The following is a 17,933-nucleotide window of genomic DNA, read 5'->3' on the forward strand; positions in this document are numbered from 1 at the left end:
TTATGTTAGCAGTAATAGTTGATGATAATAAGCAAGCTGCCCAGGATTTGGCAGAGCGTCTCGGTGATTTCGATGACGTGGAGATTGGGGGCATCGCCCTCAATGGCATGGATGGACTGGCTCTAGTCGGTCAGGTCCAGCCCGATGTCCTCTTCCTCGACGTACAGTTGCCCGACCTGTCCGGTCTTGATTTTCTGGAGAAGATGAGCAGTCAGACCCACGGCAAATGTCGTGTCGTGATGTATACGGCGTATGATGAATATATCTTGCCTGCATTCCGCAAGAAGGCTTTTGATGTGTTGCTCAAGCCTATCGAAGATGCCGAGTTGGCAACCATCATGCATCGTCTAACCCATGAAGACGTCTTTGTGCTTCATCCGGACGAGAACAACAATCTCCGCAAGCAGAGTTCTAAGTTCCTGTTCTATACCAATACCTTGGATTTCAAGCTGATAGACAAACGGGATATCGGACTCTTCCAGTACAATCATGAGCAGCGCTGTTGGGAGGTGGTGGTTGCCGGAAGCAAGAAGACCATCCGTCTGAAGCGTAATCTCAAGAGCGAGTCCCTGCTCGATTTGAGCGATCAGTTTGTGCAGATCAATCAGAAGTTCATCATCAATATGGATTATCTGATAGAGGTGGTAGATAATGTCTGCCATTTCTATCCTCCGTTTGATGCGATAGATTATGTGAAGGTGAGCCGCGTCTATCGCCGTAAGCTGATAGATCATTTCCATAGTTTGTAAAGCATAAAGCCTGATCACCTCTGCTGGGGATAATGCCTTCGAAAGTGAAGAGGCCTTGTTATTGTTTCTCAAACGTGATGTTCGGCCTACGTTTCGATTAATCCGTTTTTGGTAAGTCGTCTTTGGCAGATAATTGATGAGGAAAACTTCTCATGGAATAGGGAAGGAGTGTTGGATGATAGGCGATAAAAAACTTTATGAGTTTGTTACGACCCAGCTTCACGCTCATCTAAAAGATAAGTCTTTTCGCTTACGTGAAAAAGTTTTTTCTCGAAAAAAGTCTCAAAGTCTCATCGTTTGCTGGAAAAACAATATAAATACTTGATAGATAGCTAGATGATAGAATGATACTTCTCGGTTTTAGAGCCGAGAAGTGTCATTAAAGTATCATAGAAGTATCATGATTTTTAGCTTTTCTTTACAAAGTGCTTCGCTTTTATCCCTTAATTTATTGTATTTATTAAATGTTTTTTTTCGTATAGAAAGGTCTACCATATAAGCGTTATGTGGTAGGTTGATAACAAAGGGATTCAAATTCACATTTTTTTATGTAAGAAGAATATCATCGCGCGCGTTTCTACTGGTAAAAATAAAATATAAATATGTAACGTCCTTTTTTTTGCTGTAAAAAGAAATGAAAAAAGGGTGTAGTTTCCTATATTTAGTTGACTACATAGTTCCTTATTCCTATTGTAAGTTGACAATTATTTTCTCTATTCCTAATTCTACTTGTCAATCTTCTATCTTATTCCTAGTTAGTATTTACATACTTCATTCTAGTTCCTAATAGAAGTAGACAAAGGACCCACTGTAGTTTAACGATTTTAGTTGACCACTTTTTGTTTTATTTGTAAGACGAGTTGACTCGGTTAAAACTTATTTATAATTCACGTTGACTTTCCTGAAACTTAGTCATATTTTTAGTTGACCACCTTAATAGATAGTCATATCTGGAGTTGTCCTTCTCATATTCCATACAGAACAAGTTGGGGGACATTCCTGAGCGTATGTCTTTAATCGCGTTGTGAATGTAGCAGAAAAAAAGAGTGAAAACTTGGTATATTCAGATTTTCTTTGTAATTTAGCAGCGCAAAACGTAAAGTGGGTAAGATTATGGCAGAAATAGTGAATAAATATCCTGTGGGGATACAGACTTTCGACGTGATTCGTGAGGAAGGATACCTCTATGTGGATAAGACGAAATACATCGCAGATTTCAGGAAGAAAGGAATGAAGTATATCTTTCTAAGTCGCCCTCGGCGGTTTGGAAAATCGCTTTTTGCCTCTACTTTGCAAGCCTATTTCGAGGGGAGAAAGGAACTTTTCGAAGGATTGGCCATTGCTGATTATGAGAAGGATTGGGTGAAGCATCCTGTACTGCATTTCGATATGAGCGGTGCCAAGCACTTTGATGGAGAGCGACTGGAAAGATATCTGGCTGATATGCTAGAAGAGAAGGAAATAATCTGGGGGTACAAGTCGCATCAGGAAGATGCCAATCTCAGATTGAAAGACCTGGTAAAGAAGGCTTGCGAGCAGACGGGTGAAAAAGTGGTTGTTATTATAGATGAATATGATGCCCCATTGCTGGATGTTGTGCATGAGAAGGATAATCTTAGTCAGTTGCGTCGTATCATGCAGAATTTCTACAGTCCTTTGAAAATGCTCGACCCATATCTTGAGTTCTGCTTCATTACGGGCATTACCAAGTTCTCCCAGCTCAGTATCTTCAGCGAGTTGAATAACCTCGACAATATCAGCATGCTTGACCAGTACTCTGCTATCTGTGGCATCAGTAAGGACGAGCTTGTCACATCTCTTAAGCCTGATGTAGAGGCTTTGGGTGAGTCCTTAGGTGTATCTTATGAGGAATGCCTGGATGAATTGCGCCAATATTATGATGGTTATCATTTCAGCGAGCATTCTGAGGATGTGTTCAATCCGTTCAGCCTGATAAGAGCGTTGTCTGGTCAGAAGATTGATGCCTATTGGTTTGGTTCAGGTACGCCAAGCTATCTCATCAAGAGTTTGCAGAAATATCATGTTAACGTGACTGATATCGAGCAGAAGAGCGTGAGTGTGGACGATTTCGATGTGTCACCAGAACAGATGACCTCTGCCTTGCCATTGCTTTATCAGAGTGGTTATCTCACCATCAAGCAATACAAGCCGTTCACCAAGAGTTATAAGTTGGGTTATCCTAACCAGGAGGTGAAGATTGGAATGCTGAAGAGTCTTGCGCCCAATTATCTTTCGCCGGTTTCCGTAGATAATAATGGACTGGTGAATGAGTTCGTAGAACTGGTTTATGAAGGAGAAATTGAACAGGCAATGGTTCGTTTGAAGGCATATCTATCCAGTATCTCGAATCGTCTGAGTAACAAGAATGAGCGTGATTTCCAAACTGTCTTCTATCTGATATTCAACCTGATGGGTGCTCTTATCAAGGTGGAGGAGGATAGTGCTATAGGCAGGGCTGATGCCGTGCTCCATCTGCCTGCAGCCATCTATGTGTTCGAACTGAAATACGATGGCTCTGCCGAGGAGGCCTTGAAGCAGATAGATGACAAGGGTTATCTCATTCCATATTCTGCCGATGGCAAGCGATTGTACAAAGTGGGGGTGAATTATGATAGTACCCAGCGAACTATCAGCAACTGGATTATCAAGGAAGGATGATTTTTTGAAGCCAATTCGTGGTTTTTTCTGCAATTGTGAACCACGAATTGGCAATAAAATGCTTAGCATGGCCGGATTTTGATGATACTTCTCGCTGTTTCATGATACTTCTATGAGACTTCTCTCTCCATTTTTTGAGAAGTCTCATTCTATTAATGCTCTGTGTATTAGTGATATAAGTCTATGTTTTGCCCTAATAATGATACTTTGAGACTTTTTTCGAGAAAAAAGATTTATACGTGCGTAGGTTTAGCTAAGCCATTTTCCTTAAGTGGGCTCAGTAAAAAACATAAATATTATTATAGTAACACAAGGCTTCTCTATAAATCAAAAGGATGGTAGGGTTGATACCTTTACCATCCTTTTTGTGATTGTATAAAAACGCTCATGTTGTTTAATATTTTACTTTATCCTCAAACTCCACATGTACTTCCAGGTTGAACTCACGGACATATATGAGGTCGTATAATGAGAAGTAGCAATGATCGTATAGATTATGAAAGGGCTGTATAAGATGCAGGTCTTTCGACCATTCTCTATCCAGTCCATCATTCCAATTGTCGTTCTCAATCTCCATCCCCAACCAATTCTCCAATTTCTCATTGATACTTTGCTCAGGAGGACGCTCACTACTGAATCGGAGCGGCCATGCGCAACCCTCATCATAGAGTGCATTGAAACCTCCACATGTGAGAGCATCCCACACCTGTTTTGCCGTTTCTGTCTGAATGGGGTGAAGTGCAGGATATTCGTAACCAAGGAATATTTTTCCTTCCACCTCAAAATCTCCAGAAATGTCCTTACGATTCTGGTATTCTTGACAAACTGTCATCGTCCGGTGATAAAGCTGCGTACATGCCTTTCGAAGTGCGTCATTGAAACCGATGAGGAGTTGCTTCGTCTCATCGTCATATACATTCAATTGCCATAGTACGTTGCAACGCTTTTCGAGCAAGTGCTTCATCACAAACTTTTCTTTATCAGAGTATTGGCAATACTCGTTTATTCTTGCAATGTCTTTCTCCAGCATGACAATGCGAGAGTCTTCAAATACATGTTTTATGTTCATATCTTAATCCCATAAATTACGGTTATACTTATAGAAAAACTTAAATCCTTTATCCGTTAAGAATCTTAATGGCTCTGTTGCCCAGATCCGCAGTAATGCCATCATACGGATTGGTCAGGATGAAGTGTGGCAGTTGCGAATCCTGTATCACGTATTCATCATCGATAATAACATACTTACCTTCATCTTGGAGATTGTCAGCTATCCATGATGCGATTTCCACGATGATTCTATTACAATATCAGCATTGGTCTCTTCTACTATTCTCTTTAGTTCAGCCACTGTTTCCAGGTCGAAGAAAGCTCCATACTTGTCTTTCCAGGATTTCCCATGATACATAAGCAAGTTCTGGTTGTACTCAGTATTTAGTACACCGTCAAAATCGAGAAAAATTATTTTCTTCATACTCATTATTTTATTGGATAATGAGAGATGAACCAATCCTAAGAGAGTGCTTCACGGTATGACCCCGTGAAAGCAACTCCCTTGTAGTGCTATTGTCATTTTTGAGACAAAAAACATTAAAATGAGTTGTAAGAGTTATAGTAGTTTCCTGGCAATCCAAGCACAAGCTTCTGCGTCAGCTAGGGCATTATGGTGTTGGGTTAGGTCGTACCCGCAATAAGCAGCTACAGTTTGTAGTTGGTGGTTGGGTAGGAGAGATCCCAACTTTTTTCTGGAGGCTCGGCATGTGCAATGGAACTCATAATCGGGATAGTCCATCTGGTACATTTGGAACACAGATTTCAGGCATCCCTCATCGAAGGGTGAGTTGTGGGCCACCAATGGCAGTCCCTCTATCTTTGGCTGAATCTCAGCCCATACCTCTGGAAATACCCTGGCGTTCATGGTATCCTCCATGGTAAGTCCATGCACCCTAGTATTCCAATAGGAATAATACTCAGGCTCTGGCTTGATGAGACTGTAGTAGCTATCCACAATCTCACCATCCTTTACTATCACAATGCCCACAGAGCAAACGCTGGTTCGTTGCTGGTTGGCAGTCTCAAAATCTATCGCTGCAAAATTCTTCATGTCTGCAAAGTTAATGCAAATCGCGGAAAAACGGACAAAAATACTGAAAATTCTTGTGAAAAACGGGCAAAATGACTCTGTTTAATATTAGAAAAGAGGACTAAGATATGCTTAAACGTAAGATAGACAGATATTTAGCTGATTGGTCTAATGAGCAAGATAGAAACTCGGATTTAAATATTGCTTGGCGAAAAAGAAACCGAGGGTGTGTCATAAATCCATGACACGCCCTCAGTTTTACAAAGCCAATTACTTTTTCCTGCTTTCTGCATCTTCTGGTATTGGCCAGTTTTCTGATGGAGTACGCATTTCCTTCATCACCTTGTCAAAACCGATTACCATTTCCGGATATTTCTTGGCGAGATCATGCTTCTCTTCTGGGTCTTCACGCAGATTGTAGAGTTCCAGAGGCTTGTTTGGCTTGATGGTAACAGCCTTCCAGTCACCGTGGCGCGCAGCACGCTGCTTACCTGGGAATTCCCAATAAAGAACTCGGTCGTCTGTATCAATCTGCTTACCATAGAACAATGGCAGAATATTCATGCCGTTGATGTTCTGAGGCAGATATTGGGTTCCTCCCGTAAGAGCTGCCAGCGTAGGCATTACATCTGGGAAATAGATGATGTTGTTCAGCGACTGTACCGGCACCTTTCCTGGCTGGTTCACGATGAACGGTACTCGGATTCCTCCTTCGTAGAGTTGTGCCTTGCGACCGCGGAATCCTGCGTTGCAGTTGAACAGTTTCAATGGTGCCTGAACGGCTGCACCGTTATCTGAGGCAAAGATCACAAGCGTATTCTCGCGCAAATTGTTCTTTTCCAGATAGGTGAGTAGTCTTCCTATTGCCGCATCCATGTGGGTTACGAGCGAAGCGTAGCGCTTGTCGTTCATGCTCCACGATTCATCATCATACCATGTGGTGTTGTCGATGATATAGGGTTCATGAGGCGCATCAAAAGCCAGATAGAGGAAGAAAGGATTCTTCTTGTTTCGCTTGATGAAATTGATGGCATCATCGGTCGAAATATCCGTATTGTGTTTGATGTGCTTATCGTGCTCATTTGCCTTGATGTGGATGAGCTTGTCATTGTCGAAACGGTTGTATGGATAATAGTAAGGTGAATTGGATTCTACCGTACTGATCAGCCATCCGTGGAACTCGTCAAAACCACGATAGATTGGTGATGATTTTGGATCATAGCCATCCAGATGCCATTTGTTGACAAGACAGGTTTTGTAGCCGGCAGCGTGCAATACCGTAGCGATAGTCGTATCCTGCGGCTGCAGACTTGTTCTGCGAACGATGGTCGTGTCACCTTCAGGGGTTATTTTCAGACCTGTCATGCCTCCAGCTGTGCACATATTATCACGTATACGGCTATTGCCGGTATTCTTACCCGTCATCAGTGCACAACGTGATGGTGAACTGATTCCTGACCCGGCATAGCTCTGGTTGAATCGAGTACCCGTAGCAGCCAGTTTGTCAATGTTAGGTGTCTTGATGGTCTTGCTGCCGTAGCAGGAGAGATCGCCATATCCCAGATCATCTGCAAGGATGAAAATGATATTGGGTCTGTCGGCTGTAGCCTTTACAGCCTTGTTTTGTGCCATTGCTGCCTGCCCCGGCACGAGCGAGGCAGCAATGGCTCCGATAAATGCTTTATTCTTCATAATGGTTTGATATTAATAGCCTTTGTTCTGTTCCCAATTCTGTGTCAGCTGATGCTGATCAAAAGGAATCGGGAAGAGAATATCGTCTGTAATTTTACTCCAGCGCCACTCCAGTGGTGTACCTGTTGTTGCATCGCAATCTTTCACAGCCATACCGTTGTTATTGGCTTGTTGTGTTGCAGACAATCCTTGTGTACGATGATTGAAATGAGCTTCCATTACCTTATTTATACGTCCTGTGCGAACCAGGTCGAACCAGCGATGACCTTCAAAGCAGAGCTCCACATATCGTTCGTTTTCAATGGCGAGTCGCATTTCTTCTTGAGTTGTTGCGGTTGTGCCATCGATTCCTGCTCGGTTACGAACCTGATTGAGGTAGGTCTTAGCTTCATCGGTAGAAGATGTTTCGTTCAGACACTCTGCATACATGAGTAATACATCGGCATAACGGTAGATGATATCGTCACAGCCACTGGTACAAGCTTTCAAGCCCTGATTGTGAGTGTCGAAGTATTTGAGAGTAGCTGGAGTATAAGCCTCTCCATTTTCTGTCACATTCACTTCGTCGGTCTGTTTAGACTTAGTCTGTGATGTGTCGTAAAGCTTGTCGTAAACCATCTGGGTGTAGCGCTTATCCTGTGGATTCTTTCTCAAGGCATTATATAACTCCCATGTCATCAACAGACAACTTACTCCCTGAGAACAAAGAATTGTAGATTTTGTTCCGTCAGGGAAAACGTAGGCAGGTTGATTGTTTGGTGTGACAGCAGGGATGCAGCGGCGCATCAGATAGTTGGTAATCTGGGTGGAACCGTTGTTGAATTGTGCTGCCAGAATAATTTCCTTGTTTACTGGATTTTCTGAGTCATATATGCTGGCATAGTCATCAAGCAATCCAAGCTTGTTTGGATTCTGATTGGCGTAGTCAATGACTTCCTTGAGTTGTGTCTTTGCACTATTGAAGTCTTTCAATGTCATATATACATCAGCGAGCATCACCTTGGCTGCAATGCTGGTAGCTCGACCTGCCTTGCTGGCCTCTTTGTAGCTCTGTGGCAAATTGGCTGTAGCTTTGGCAAGATCCTCTTTGATGAGGGCATAAATATCTTCCTTCGGACTGCGATTGTAGCTGTACAATTCATTATAGTTGGAGATGACATGCTGTGTCAATGGCACAGGACCGTAGAGTCTTACAAGTGTAAAGTAAGCGTATGCTCTGAAAAAGCATGCTTCACCCTCAAACTGTTTGCGATTGCTTTCGCTGACTTTATCAATCTTGTCTAAAGCATTATTGCATCTGTTAATCATGCTGTAACAGTTACTCCAGATATTATTGATGGTGGCAGAGGTAGCATCCCATGTTCCCTCGTTCAGGCTGATATAGTCAGACTGGTTGTTCTTCTTGTAGTCATAGGCTTCGTCTGTACAAAGTCCGTTGACCATGATCACATCTTCCTGTACTGTACGCAGATAATAGTAAGCATCCAAGAGAATGTTTTCTATTTCGCTGTCATTGGTAAGATAGGTCTCCATCTGCATGGTGTCAGAATTATAGCGATCGAAGAAACTATCGCTACAAGCAGAGAATCCCATAGCCGAACCTCCCAGCAATGCTGAGAGAATTACGTTATTTATATATTTTGTTTTCATAATTTTATTTCCTTATTAGAATGTTGCATTAATACCAAATGTCATTACTCGTGCGATAGGATAACCACCAAAGTCTACACCATTGTTGGTAGCAGAATTACCATTGTAGTTTGCCTCAACAGAATAGCCTGGGTACTTGTCGAATGTAACGAGGTTCTGAACGTTTGCACTGAAGCGAACTCGCTGCAAACCGATGTAGCGGCAGATTTGTGTTGGCAGAGTATAACCCAGAGCCACATTGCGGATGCGCAGGAAATCGGCATCATAAAGATAGCGGGTTGAAGGCTGGATGTTTGAACCAAGATTGTTGGTGCCTGCCTTATGTGATTTGCCATTGCCTGGATTCTCTGGACTTTGCCAACGGCCGAGACCTGATTCCTTGAGCACGTTGTCGTCCCAACGGTTAAGAGAGAAAGCACGTGCTGCGGCATAGATAACCTTACCACCTACCTGACCATCGATTGTTACAGCCAAGTCGAAGTTCTTGTAGCTGAACTTATTGTTCCAACCATATGTGAAATCAGGCTGATAATTACCTACATGCTGATAATCATTGGCATTGACAACCTTGTCACCATTGGTATCTTCGAAGATGAGATCACCGATACCTTCTGTTCCAAACTTAGGATATTTCTGCAAATCTTCTTCTGTGTTGTATGTGCCAATCACTTTGAGCATATACATATCGCCCATAGGACGACCAACGATGTTTCTGATGACATTGCCCCATTTTGTACCAGCCTTGCCGTTTGCCAATTGTGTCTGGTTATTGGCAAGTGAAAGGATCTTGTTCTTGTTCATTGACCAGTTGAGGGTAGTTTCCCAGTTGAATGCGCCTTGTAATACTTTTGCGTTAAGAGAAAGTTCAATACCCTTGTTCTCTACCTGACCGGAGTTCATATAAACAGAACTTGCTATACCATTGAAGTTTGGAATATTGGCAGGCATTACAATGTCACTCGTACGTTTATAGAGGTCTACATTCAGATTGATGCGGTTGAAGAACGCCAGGTCGATACCGAGGTCTTACTGCTTGTTCTTTTCCCATCCAAGTTCACGGTTTGAATATCCTCCAGGATAATATGAAGGAATGGAACTTGTTCCGAATACTACGTTGTGGTCGGTCTTGATAGTAGAAATCCATGCGTAGTTGCTTCCTATCTGGTCATTTCCTGTTACACCATAGCTTGCGCGCACCTTAGCCAGGCTGAGCCAGGTTAATGGTTTCATCCATGATTCCTCAGTGATGTTCCATGCTCCTGATGCTGAGTAAAAGAGTCCGGCACGGTTGTCTGGACCGAATTTGCTGGAACGGTCACGACGCAGGGACCCGGAAAGTACGTACTTGCTGTCATAATTGAATATGAGTCGTGTGAACATGGCATCGAACACATAATTTGTGTTACTTGAAGAACCAGTCCACAGATTTGCACCCATTACGTTCTTGATGCTTGTACCCAGATAGGCGATTGGGTTGTCGGCATCCGTACGGTCATCCTGGCGAACGTTGAAGGCACTGTTGTATTCAAAGTCGTAACCTGCTACGGCATTGAGGTTCATCTTATCTGTGATGTCCCAATTGTAAGAGGCTGTAGTTGACCAATATGTATTATAGCCAAAACCTGAAGCACGGTAAGCATCTACAGACTTGAGAAAAGGTGTAGATTTGTTTCCTGTGTATGAAGAACCGAGCAGATAAGCTGACTGGTAATAGTCAAGCTTTGTGGAATTGGTAGAGAAATCAACTGTAGAACGGATTGTGAGGTTCTTGATAGGAGTTATCTCTATGTATGCATTGGTCAGCGTTCTTAATGACCAACTGTCATTGTTGTTCTCCAACAGGTTGCAGACCGGGTTGCGCAACTGTGTATTCAAGCCATAGTCTGGTGTTCCATTCTTGCCAGAATAATGCTGTGAAATTTGCGTATAGTCACCATTGGCTTGGTAAACAGGGAGGATAGGAGGATAGGAGAGTGCGTCTGCGATGACACCTTTCACATCTTCTGTGTTTCCACCTGTTGGCTGCTGACTGCGTTTCTTGTTATAGCTTGGAGAAAAACTGGCGCCAATTTTGACATGTTTGCTCAGCTTGGCATCAAATCCAGCCTTGATATTCACTTTCTTAAAGAAAGAGTTGAGCAGGATACCATCTTCATTCTGGTAATTTACAGAGAAATTGTAGGCTATCATATCTGTACCGCCGGTGACTGTTGCGTTGGCACGATAGTTGAGAGCATTGCGGAATATAGCGTCTTGCCAATCGGTATTGCAATAGTTGCCGGAATCACGGAGTTTTGTGAGTTCTGGATATTTACTGATAGTACCGTTGTTGGTACGTGCCTCAATAATCATGTCAAGATAGTCTTTAGCATCAAGTACGTCTACACGGGTCTGTGCCTGACTTACACCAATCTGGGTTGAGAAATTTACCGTCGGTTTTCCTGCCTTGCCCTTCTTGGTAGTTACGATGATGACACCGTTACCTGCTTTTGAACCATAGATGGCAGATGATGCGGCATCCTTCAGAATTTGAATGTCTTCAATATCACTTGGGTTGATATTGTTGAACAGTTCTGAATCGGTAGTAGGATAACCGTCAATAACGTAAAGTGGATCGTTACCACTATTGATGGAACCTGCACCACGGATGCGGATGGAAGGGGCTGCACCCGGTTCTCCACTGGTTTGCTGCAGGGTAATACCTGAGGATAAACCAGAAAGGCTCTGGGTGATGTTGGATGTTGGCATCTCGGCAATATTTGAGCCTTTTACTGTTGACATGGAAGTAGACACAGAGCGTTTGGTGATTGCTCCATAACCTACTACAACTACTTCGTTGAGAACTTTGTTGTCTGGTTTAAGTACCACATTGAAGTTTGTTTGCTGACCTATGGCTATCGTTTGAGCTGTATAGCCAATATATGAAATGGTAAGTGTCTGTTCTGGCTTTATATTCTGGAGCGTAAAATTACCATCCAAATCTGTGGCGCAGCCCACACTAGTACCTTTTACCATAACACTGGCACCAATTACAGGTTCACCAGTCTCATCTACAACAGTACCTTTCACAGTCTTTGCCTGTTGTACAACATTTGTTGTTGCATGTGCCTGGGCAACTCCCAATGGAGAAAATGTCAAAGCAGAACAAAACAAAGTCATAGGCAATACGTAGCTGTTCTTTAATAGTTTTGTTTTCATCTGTTTTTGTTTTTATTGGTTTAAAATCTTAATTGCTGCTGCAAATTTAGCTTTATATTGAATGCAAGAACTTTATTATTTGACTTTAAGACATGATTTTTTGATTTTGTTTTTTTCTGCCATATATTATGGTGTAGTTTATGTTTTTTTTGTTCCACAACTTATTTTCCTGTTTTTTTCAAAAGCAATTTTAACAAAAAAGCCAGTTGGTAACATTGTACTACCAACTGACTTTTTGTATTCATTCCCTGGTTCTGTTTTAAATAACCATAATGATGAACTGATTTGCTCATGGTTTCAATTCAACTTTCTAATCTTGATGCCATTTAGGAAAGCCTTTCCTTGCAGGGACTTCAACTGGATGTTGATGCTGCCACGATTGTTTTCAACGATGTATTTACGCTTAAAGGCAGTACGGTAATGGCGACCATCAGTAGGAGTGAAATCCGATTCTTTCCTTTCGTCATTGATGCTGACATCAAATCTTACATCTTTGGATGAAGACTCAGTATTGCTTTTGGCTAGGAGATTAGGCAGTTGGACTGCAGGCTTGGTAACATCAGCCATCAGTAGTTCTACCTCGTATTCGCCACAAGGTGCGTCTATTCTGTATTCCAAATCTCCTTCACGCCATGTCTGATAAATCGGGCCATCTATTGTGTTTTCGATTTCAGATGTCGTACTCTTGCTTTCGGCTCCTACATATCCCCATGCTCCAGGCTTGTATGCTTGGTCTGGTAACCATGTGAGCTGGCTCAAGGAAGATATGAAATAGCAGTTACTGCCCACGTTGATGGCGAGTTCTTCTCCTTTTGCCAAGTTTGGCAGAGGATTGTACTGAATTTTCATTACATCTCCTGTGTTCCCATCAACCTTGTTTTTATAATCTGTCAGAACTTCGTTAAAACCTTTTGCTTCTAAAGTAGAACTACCGAAAGGCAGGACGACATCAAAGACGGCAAAGCAATTCTGTACACTCTTTTTCCCGTAGCTCCTGCCATTTACGATAAGTTCCACTTCAGGCATGTTGGAATATACCTTAATGCGCTGGGGCTCGTTGATATGACCAGTTCTTATGCTCCAGTCGCGACTGGCAATATGAACCACAGGTATGTCCTTACGCCACATAGACTTGAAGTAATAAGCTACGTCCTTCAGGGTACGGTCGTTGTAGGCAATTCCCTTGTTGTTTACTCTTGGCATGGATTCCTGGCGCTCTGCCACGTTAAAGTCGATAAAGTTCCAATAGGTACAACCGCTAATCCAAGGCTTTTCTTCAATGAATGGCAGATAATGCTCGATATAAGTTTGCTGATATTCAATGCTGAAATCGAAGGCATGAGGAGAGTTTGAGTGCAGACGCTGATCGCTTCCTGCTCCCCATTCTGAAATTATCATCGGCTTTTTTGGATAGTGTTGGTGCTGGTCTTCACACCAGTGATTGAATCCGTTCAGTTCGCCCTGATACCAGCCATGATAAAGATTCCATCCCACAACATCAACAAGGTTCAGACCTATTTCGTTGTAAGTATTGGTCATATTAAATGCCATTACGCTTTTTCTGGTTGGGTCTTCATCCTTAAGAACCTTTTCCAATCGATGGGCAAGGGCTAGGGTACGTTCCTTAAAGGCTGGCCATTCCTTAGTTCCTGGCCATGGAGTGCAGAGCAGGATTTCATTCATGTAGCCCCAGTTGATGATACTTGGATGGTTGTAGTGTTGGCGGATCATTTCCCGTAGATTACGCTCACAATTATCGGCATAGTGGGGAGTGTCTGGTACAAGGTCTATGATAGGAATTTCTTCCCATGCCAACAAACCGAGTTCATCGCAGGCATCCAAGAGGGCGTCATCTTGAGGATAATGGGAGATGCGGATATAATTGCTGCCCAGTTCCTTCATCAGTTTTATGTCACGGCGATGAGCCTCGTCGGGTAAGGCTACTCCTACAGGTGCCTGATCCTGATGACGGTTGAATCCACGTAGCTTGTAAGTCTTTCCATTCAGACAGAATCCCTTCTCTCCATCGAAAGAAAACCAGCGGAATCCAACCTTGTGGTTTTTCTCATCAATGACTTTCCCTGATTTCGTATCTATAATAGAGGTTCTTACCTTGTATAAAGTAGGACGTTCTGGAGTCCAAAGAAGTGGGTGGGCAATGGGTTTTGACTGCAATGCCGTACGTTTGGTTTCGCCGGCTTTCAGGGTTATCTTCTTCTTGATGGTTTGAAGTAGCTTTCCATCGGGCGAGAAAATCTCGTTTCTCAGTTCTACCATCGATGCTTTTTGACCATCATTGCTCACTTCGCTAACCACCTTTACCGCGCTTTGTTTTTCATTCACAATAGGAGTAGAAACAAAGATGCCGTCACTTCCCATGTTGAGCATGTTGAAATGAATATCGGGTGTAGAAACGAGCCAGACGTCACGATAGATGCCGCCCCAGAATGTGAAATCTGCCATGATAGGAGTGACATCCTGACGGCTGTTGTCTACAGTTATCTCTATGGTATTTTCTGATTTTTCTCCTTGTCTTGCAGGATTGGTATTTAGAAAATCAGTGATATCGAAGGTAAAGGACGAATATCCACCGGCATGACAACCTACTTCCTTGCCATTTACCTTCACTTCTGCAGCCTTATTTGCTGCATCTATCTTCAAGAAATAGCGTCTGTCTGGATTGATTTCTGCCAGGGTAAGAATGCGGCGGTATTCTGCCTTCCCTTTATAATAGTTCCTGCCTTGGTAGGCATCCAGAGTATAAGTATGGGGAATATTTACTGATGTCCATTTCTGACTGGTAGGAAGTTTGAATTCCCAGTTGTCATTGATGGTCGCAGCTTTTCGTTGTGCCATGGTAGGCATGGTCATCATTGAACCGATGATTGTGGTAAGAAAAATGTTTTTAATGTTCATTGTTGTCGTTTTTTATTGAAGTTTTGTTGAAGTACGGCAAAAGTACAAATAAAATCTGAGATCCTTACTTCTTTTGGAGTTTTTTTCGATGATAGTGCATAATAAAGTGTTAAATCTTGTGAAAACGGACAAAAGATAGTATATTCACCATGGAGAAATGGATAAAATACCTCCGTTTTATATTTAAAAAGAGGACAAAAAGACGGTTAAACGTAAGATAGACAGATATTTTGCTGATTTTTGAAATTAAATTCGTAATTTTGCAGTCGAAAAGAAATAATATTCAGATTTTGATAGACAAATGATAGATTCATTACAAAACATTTTAGTTCAGGTTAGCGATTTTCTCTGGTCGTATATCATCATTACAGTTCTGATATGCTGTGCCCTGTTTTTCACTTGGCGTACAAGGTTCGTACAGTTCCGACTCATCAAGGAGATGGTCAGGCTGTTGCTGAATCCCGACAAGGTTCAACCGGAGGAGATAGGACAAGATGAACTGTCGATGGAGGTAAAGGTGGATGGCGAGATGAAACATATCTCTTCCTTCCAGGCTTTCGTGGTGGCATTGGCCAGTCGTATCGGTACTGGAAATCTTGCTGGCGTGGCTACAGCTATCAGCATCGGTGGCCCGGGAGCCGTATTCTGGATGTGGATGCTGGCTTTGCTGGGTTCTGCATCGGCTTTCATAGAATCAACCCTAGCCCAACTTTACAAGCGCAGGGGAAAGACATCCTTCTTTGGAGGTCCTGCCTACTATATGAAGTATGGTCTTGGAAAGGGATGGATGGGCATTCTCTTTGCCGTCCTGATGATCATTACCTTTGGCTTTGCCTATAATTCTGTTCAGAGCAATACCATCTGTCTGGCCTGGCAGAAAGCGTTCGGCATCGAACCTGCTACCATGGGAATTGTGCTCACGGTGCTCACCCTGCTCATCATCTTCGGTGGTATCCAGCGCGTGGCAAAGTTCTCTTCTACTGTGGTTCCTGTGATGGCTGTCGTCTATCTTCTGATAGCCGTTGGAGTCGTGATTTGGAATATCACCAGTCTGCCTAAGGTGTTGCTTGCCATTGTGGAGAATGCCTTCGGCTTCAATCAGGCTGCCGGCGGAGTGTTGGGTGTTACGGTGATACAGGGCATCAAGCGAGGTCTGTTCAGTAATGAGGCTGGTGAGGGTAGTGCCCCTAATGCAGCTGCCGTGGCAACGGTGAGTCATCCTGTAAAGCAGGGTTTGATTCAGGCTTTGGGTGTGTTTACTGATACCTTGGTGGTATGTTCCTGCACTGCCTTCATCATACTGGTGAGTGGGGTAGATGTTACTGCATCCAATGGTATTCAGCTGACGCAGGATGCCTTGACCCACGAAATAGGAAGCATCGGTAATCCTTTTGTGGCTGTCATGATCTGGCTCTTTGCCTTCAGCAGCATCATCGGCAACTATTATTATGGCGAGACCAACGTGAGATATATCAGGGATTCCAAGCTGGGTGTATTCATCTATCGTCTTGCAGTAGCTGCGATGGTAATGGTAGGAGCTGTGGTATCGCTTGATTTTGCATGGAGTTTTGCCGACATCACGATGGCTCTTCTCACGCTCTGCAATCTTGTGGCCATCGTCCTGCTTTCCCGCCAGGCCGTCTTCCTGCTGCAGGATTATCGACAGCAGAAGAAGGAAGGCAAGAATCCTGTATTCAGCAAAGATAAGATGCCGGAGATTGCCGATAAGCTGGAGGCATGGTAGTAAATAAATTGATAAAATAATTAATATCCAATGAAAGCATTTACATATATCAAGCAAGGAGAATTTGGCTTCACTGAGAAGGAGAAGCCTACGATGATAGATGCGCATGATGCCATCGTAAGAGTAACGCTGAGCAGTATCTGTACCAGCGACCTTCATATCAAGCATGGTTCTGTGCCTCGCGCAGTACCAGGGATTACTGTTGGCCATGAGATGGTAGGAATTGTAGAGGAAGTAGGGGAGAAGGTTACCCACGTGAAGCCGGGAGATAGAGTAACTGTGAATGTAGAGACTTTCTGTGGCGAATGCTTCTACTGCCAGCATGGATATGTGAACAATTGTACTTCCCCACATGGTGGATGGGCACTGGGATGCAGAATTGATGGCGGACAGACGGAATATGTGAGGGTTCCTTATGCAACTACCGGCTTGAATAAGATACCGGATTCGGTAAGCGATGAGCAGGCGCTCTTCGTTGGCGACATCCTTGCTACTGGATTCTGGGCAACAAGAATTTCTGAAATAACAGAAGAGGATACTGTCTTGATTATCGGTGCTGGCCCTACGGGTGTCTGCTGTTTGCTTTGCACCCTGCTCAAGAATCCGAAGAACATCATCGTCTGTGAGAAATCACAGGCTAGGCGAGAGTTCATCCAGAAGCATTATCCGCAGGTGATGGTTGTAGAACCGGAGGATTGCGAGACTTTCGTCAAGGAGCATAGTCAGCATGGGGGAGCAGATGTGGTGATGGAGGTTGCAGGTGGACCTGATACCTTCCAGCTTGCTTGGAAGTGTGCCCGTCCTAATGCCATCGTTACTGTTGTTGCGATGTATGACAAGCCGCAGATGCTTCCGCTTCCTGATATGTATGGCAAGAACCTCATCTTCAAGACGGGAGGTGTGGATGGATGCGACTGTGAGGAAATCCTTGATTTGATAGCCCAGGGAAAGATAGATACCACTCCTCTGATTACCCATCGTTTCCCGCTTTCAAGAATAGAAGAGGCATACGATGTCTTTGAAAACCGCAAGGATGGAGTCATCAAGGTTGCGATATTTCCAGGTTAAACTAGAGAGAGGGTGTGCAATTAAGTCTGGATAATTGTTGGCGCATAACAATTGACCACCGCATGCACTACAGGTGTTGTGCATGCGCATATCAGCTGTTATGCAAGCGCACAACAGCTGTTGTGCGACCGTAGATACTAACTGTCTCAACAAC

The 17,933-nt window shown here is 43.3% G+C and carries 13 protein-coding genes; 4 read left to right on the plus strand and 9 right to left on the minus strand.

Features of this window, described 5'->3' with window-relative positions; translation table 11 throughout:
* Positions 1-2: 2 nt before the first annotated feature.
* Together F7D73_RS05815 and F7D73_RS05820 are read left to right on the plus strand one after the other, a co-directional pair.
* The gene (locus F7D73_RS05815) at positions 3-749 is read left to right on the plus strand and encodes a LytR/AlgR family response regulator transcription factor (protein ID WP_194256863.1); all 747 of its coding nucleotides are present in this window, start codon (positions 3-5) and stop codon (positions 747-749) included.
* Positions 750-1,862: 1,113 nt separating this feature from the next.
* Complete coding sequence (locus F7D73_RS05820) at positions 1,863-3,428, plus strand: ATP-binding protein (RefSeq protein WP_153122985.1); 1,566 nt, start codon at positions 1,863-1,865, stop codon at positions 3,426-3,428.
* 394 nt (positions 3,429-3,822) lie between these two features.
* Here the strand turns inward: F7D73_RS05820 and F7D73_RS05825 are convergent, their stop codons facing one another.
* The 9 genes from F7D73_RS05825 to F7D73_RS05860 all read right to left on the minus strand — a co-directional run bounded on the left by F7D73_RS05825 (position 3,823) and on the right by F7D73_RS05860 (position 14,967).
* Positions 3,823-4,497 carry a hypothetical protein gene (locus F7D73_RS05825; RefSeq protein ID WP_153122987.1) on the minus strand — a complete coding sequence of 225 codons (675 nt, stop codon included), beginning with the start codon at positions 4,495-4,497 and terminating at the stop codon, positions 3,823-3,825.
* Between the two features lie 49 nt (positions 4,498-4,546).
* Entirely contained in the window at positions 4,547-4,720 is a 174-nt protein-coding gene (locus F7D73_RS05830; RefSeq protein ID WP_153122989.1) for an HAD domain-containing protein, read from the minus strand.
* A complete protein-coding gene (locus tag F7D73_RS05835) occupies positions 4,699-4,902 on the minus strand; it encodes an HAD domain-containing protein (RefSeq protein ID WP_153122991.1) in 204 nt (67 codons plus the stop codon). The genes F7D73_RS05830 and F7D73_RS05835 overlap by 22 nt, the downstream gene beginning before the upstream one ends.
* A 135-nt stretch (positions 4,903-5,037) precedes the next feature.
* Complete coding sequence (locus tag F7D73_RS05840) at positions 5,038-5,532, minus strand: 3'-5' exonuclease (protein ID WP_153122993.1); 495 nt, start codon at positions 5,530-5,532, stop codon at positions 5,038-5,040.
* A gap of 249 nt (positions 5,533-5,781) precedes the next feature.
* On the minus strand, positions 5,782-7,143 hold the full coding sequence (locus tag F7D73_RS05845; protein ID WP_437182296.1) for a sulfatase-like hydrolase/transferase: 1,362 nt from the start codon (positions 7,141-7,143) through the stop codon (positions 5,782-5,784).
* A gap of 72 nt (positions 7,144-7,215) precedes the next feature.
* The gene (locus F7D73_RS05850; protein WP_153122998.1) at positions 7,216-8,853 is read right to left on the minus strand and encodes a RagB/SusD family nutrient uptake outer membrane protein; all 1,638 of its coding nucleotides are present in this window, start codon (positions 8,851-8,853) and stop codon (positions 7,216-7,218) included.
* 15 nt (positions 8,854-8,868) lie between these two features.
* A complete protein-coding gene (locus F7D73_RS16195; RefSeq protein ID WP_228117646.1) occupies positions 8,869-9,801 on the minus strand; it encodes a hypothetical protein in 933 nt (310 codons plus the stop codon).
* Positions 9,802-9,879: 78 nt separating this feature from the next.
* Positions 9,880-12,051 carry a SusC/RagA family TonB-linked outer membrane protein gene (locus F7D73_RS05855; protein WP_228117647.1) on the minus strand — a complete coding sequence of 724 codons (2,172 nt, stop codon included), beginning with the start codon at positions 12,049-12,051 and terminating at the stop codon, positions 9,880-9,882.
* Positions 12,052-12,348: 297 nt separating this feature from the next.
* Positions 12,349-14,967, minus strand: a complete 2,619-nt coding sequence (locus tag F7D73_RS05860; RefSeq protein ID WP_153123000.1) for a glycoside hydrolase family 2 TIM barrel-domain containing protein — start codon at positions 14,965-14,967, stop codon at positions 12,349-12,351.
* Between the two features lie 304 nt (positions 14,968-15,271).
* On the opposite strand from F7D73_RS05860, the gene F7D73_RS05865 reads away from it, so the two are divergent.
* Together F7D73_RS05865 and F7D73_RS05870 are read left to right on the plus strand one after the other, a co-directional pair.
* Positions 15,272-16,711 carry an alanine/glycine:cation symporter family protein gene (locus F7D73_RS05865; RefSeq protein ID WP_264912239.1) on the plus strand — a complete coding sequence of 480 codons (1,440 nt, stop codon included), beginning with the start codon at positions 15,272-15,274 and terminating at the stop codon, positions 16,709-16,711.
* A gap of 30 nt (positions 16,712-16,741) precedes the next feature.
* Positions 16,742-17,779: an alcohol dehydrogenase gene (locus F7D73_RS05870; RefSeq protein ID WP_153123003.1), complete on the plus strand. Its 1,038-nt coding sequence runs from the start codon at positions 16,742-16,744 to the stop codon at positions 17,777-17,779.
* The last annotated feature ends 154 nt before the right edge of the window (positions 17,780-17,933 follow it).

The organism is Segatella copri (assembly GCF_009494395.1).
In the GTDB taxonomy this organism is placed as follows: domain Bacteria; phylum Bacteroidota; class Bacteroidia; order Bacteroidales; family Bacteroidaceae; genus Prevotella.

Coding starts and splice junctions, on each gene's coding strand:
- F7D73_RS05825 (WP_153122987.1), bottom strand. CDS start 4,497: ATGAACATAAAACATGTATTTGAAGACTCTCGCATTGTCATGCTGGAG.
- F7D73_RS16195 (WP_228117646.1), bottom strand. CDS start 9,801: ATGCCTGCCAATATTCCAAACTTCAATGGTATAGCAAGTTCTGTTTAT.
- F7D73_RS05850 (WP_153122998.1), bottom strand. CDS start 8,853: ATGAAAACAAAATATATAAATAACGTAATTCTCTCAGCATTGCTGGGA.
- F7D73_RS05820 (WP_153122985.1), top strand. CDS start 1,863: ATGGCAGAAATAGTGAATAAATATCCTGTGGGGATACAGACTTTCGAC.
- F7D73_RS05855 (WP_228117647.1), bottom strand. CDS start 12,051: ATGAAAACAAAACTATTAAAGAACAGCTACGTATTGCCTATGACTTTG.
- F7D73_RS05845 (WP_437182296.1), bottom strand. CDS start 7,143: ATGGCACAAAACAAGGCTGTAAAGGCTACAGCCGACAGACCCAATATC.
- F7D73_RS05870 (WP_153123003.1), top strand. CDS start 16,742: ATGAAAGCATTTACATATATCAAGCAAGGAGAATTTGGCTTCACTGAG.
- F7D73_RS05835 (WP_153122991.1), bottom strand. CDS start 4,902: ATGAAGAAAATAATTTTTCTCGATTTTGACGGTGTACTAAATACTGAG.
- F7D73_RS05815 (WP_194256863.1), top strand. CDS start 3: ATGTTAGCAGTAATAGTTGATGATAATAAGCAAGCTGCCCAGGATTTG.
- F7D73_RS05840 (WP_153122993.1), bottom strand. CDS start 5,532: ATGAAGAATTTTGCAGCGATAGATTTTGAGACTGCCAACCAGCAACGA.
- F7D73_RS05860 (WP_153123000.1), bottom strand. CDS start 14,967: ATGAACATTAAAAACATTTTTCTTACCACAATCATCGGTTCAATGATG.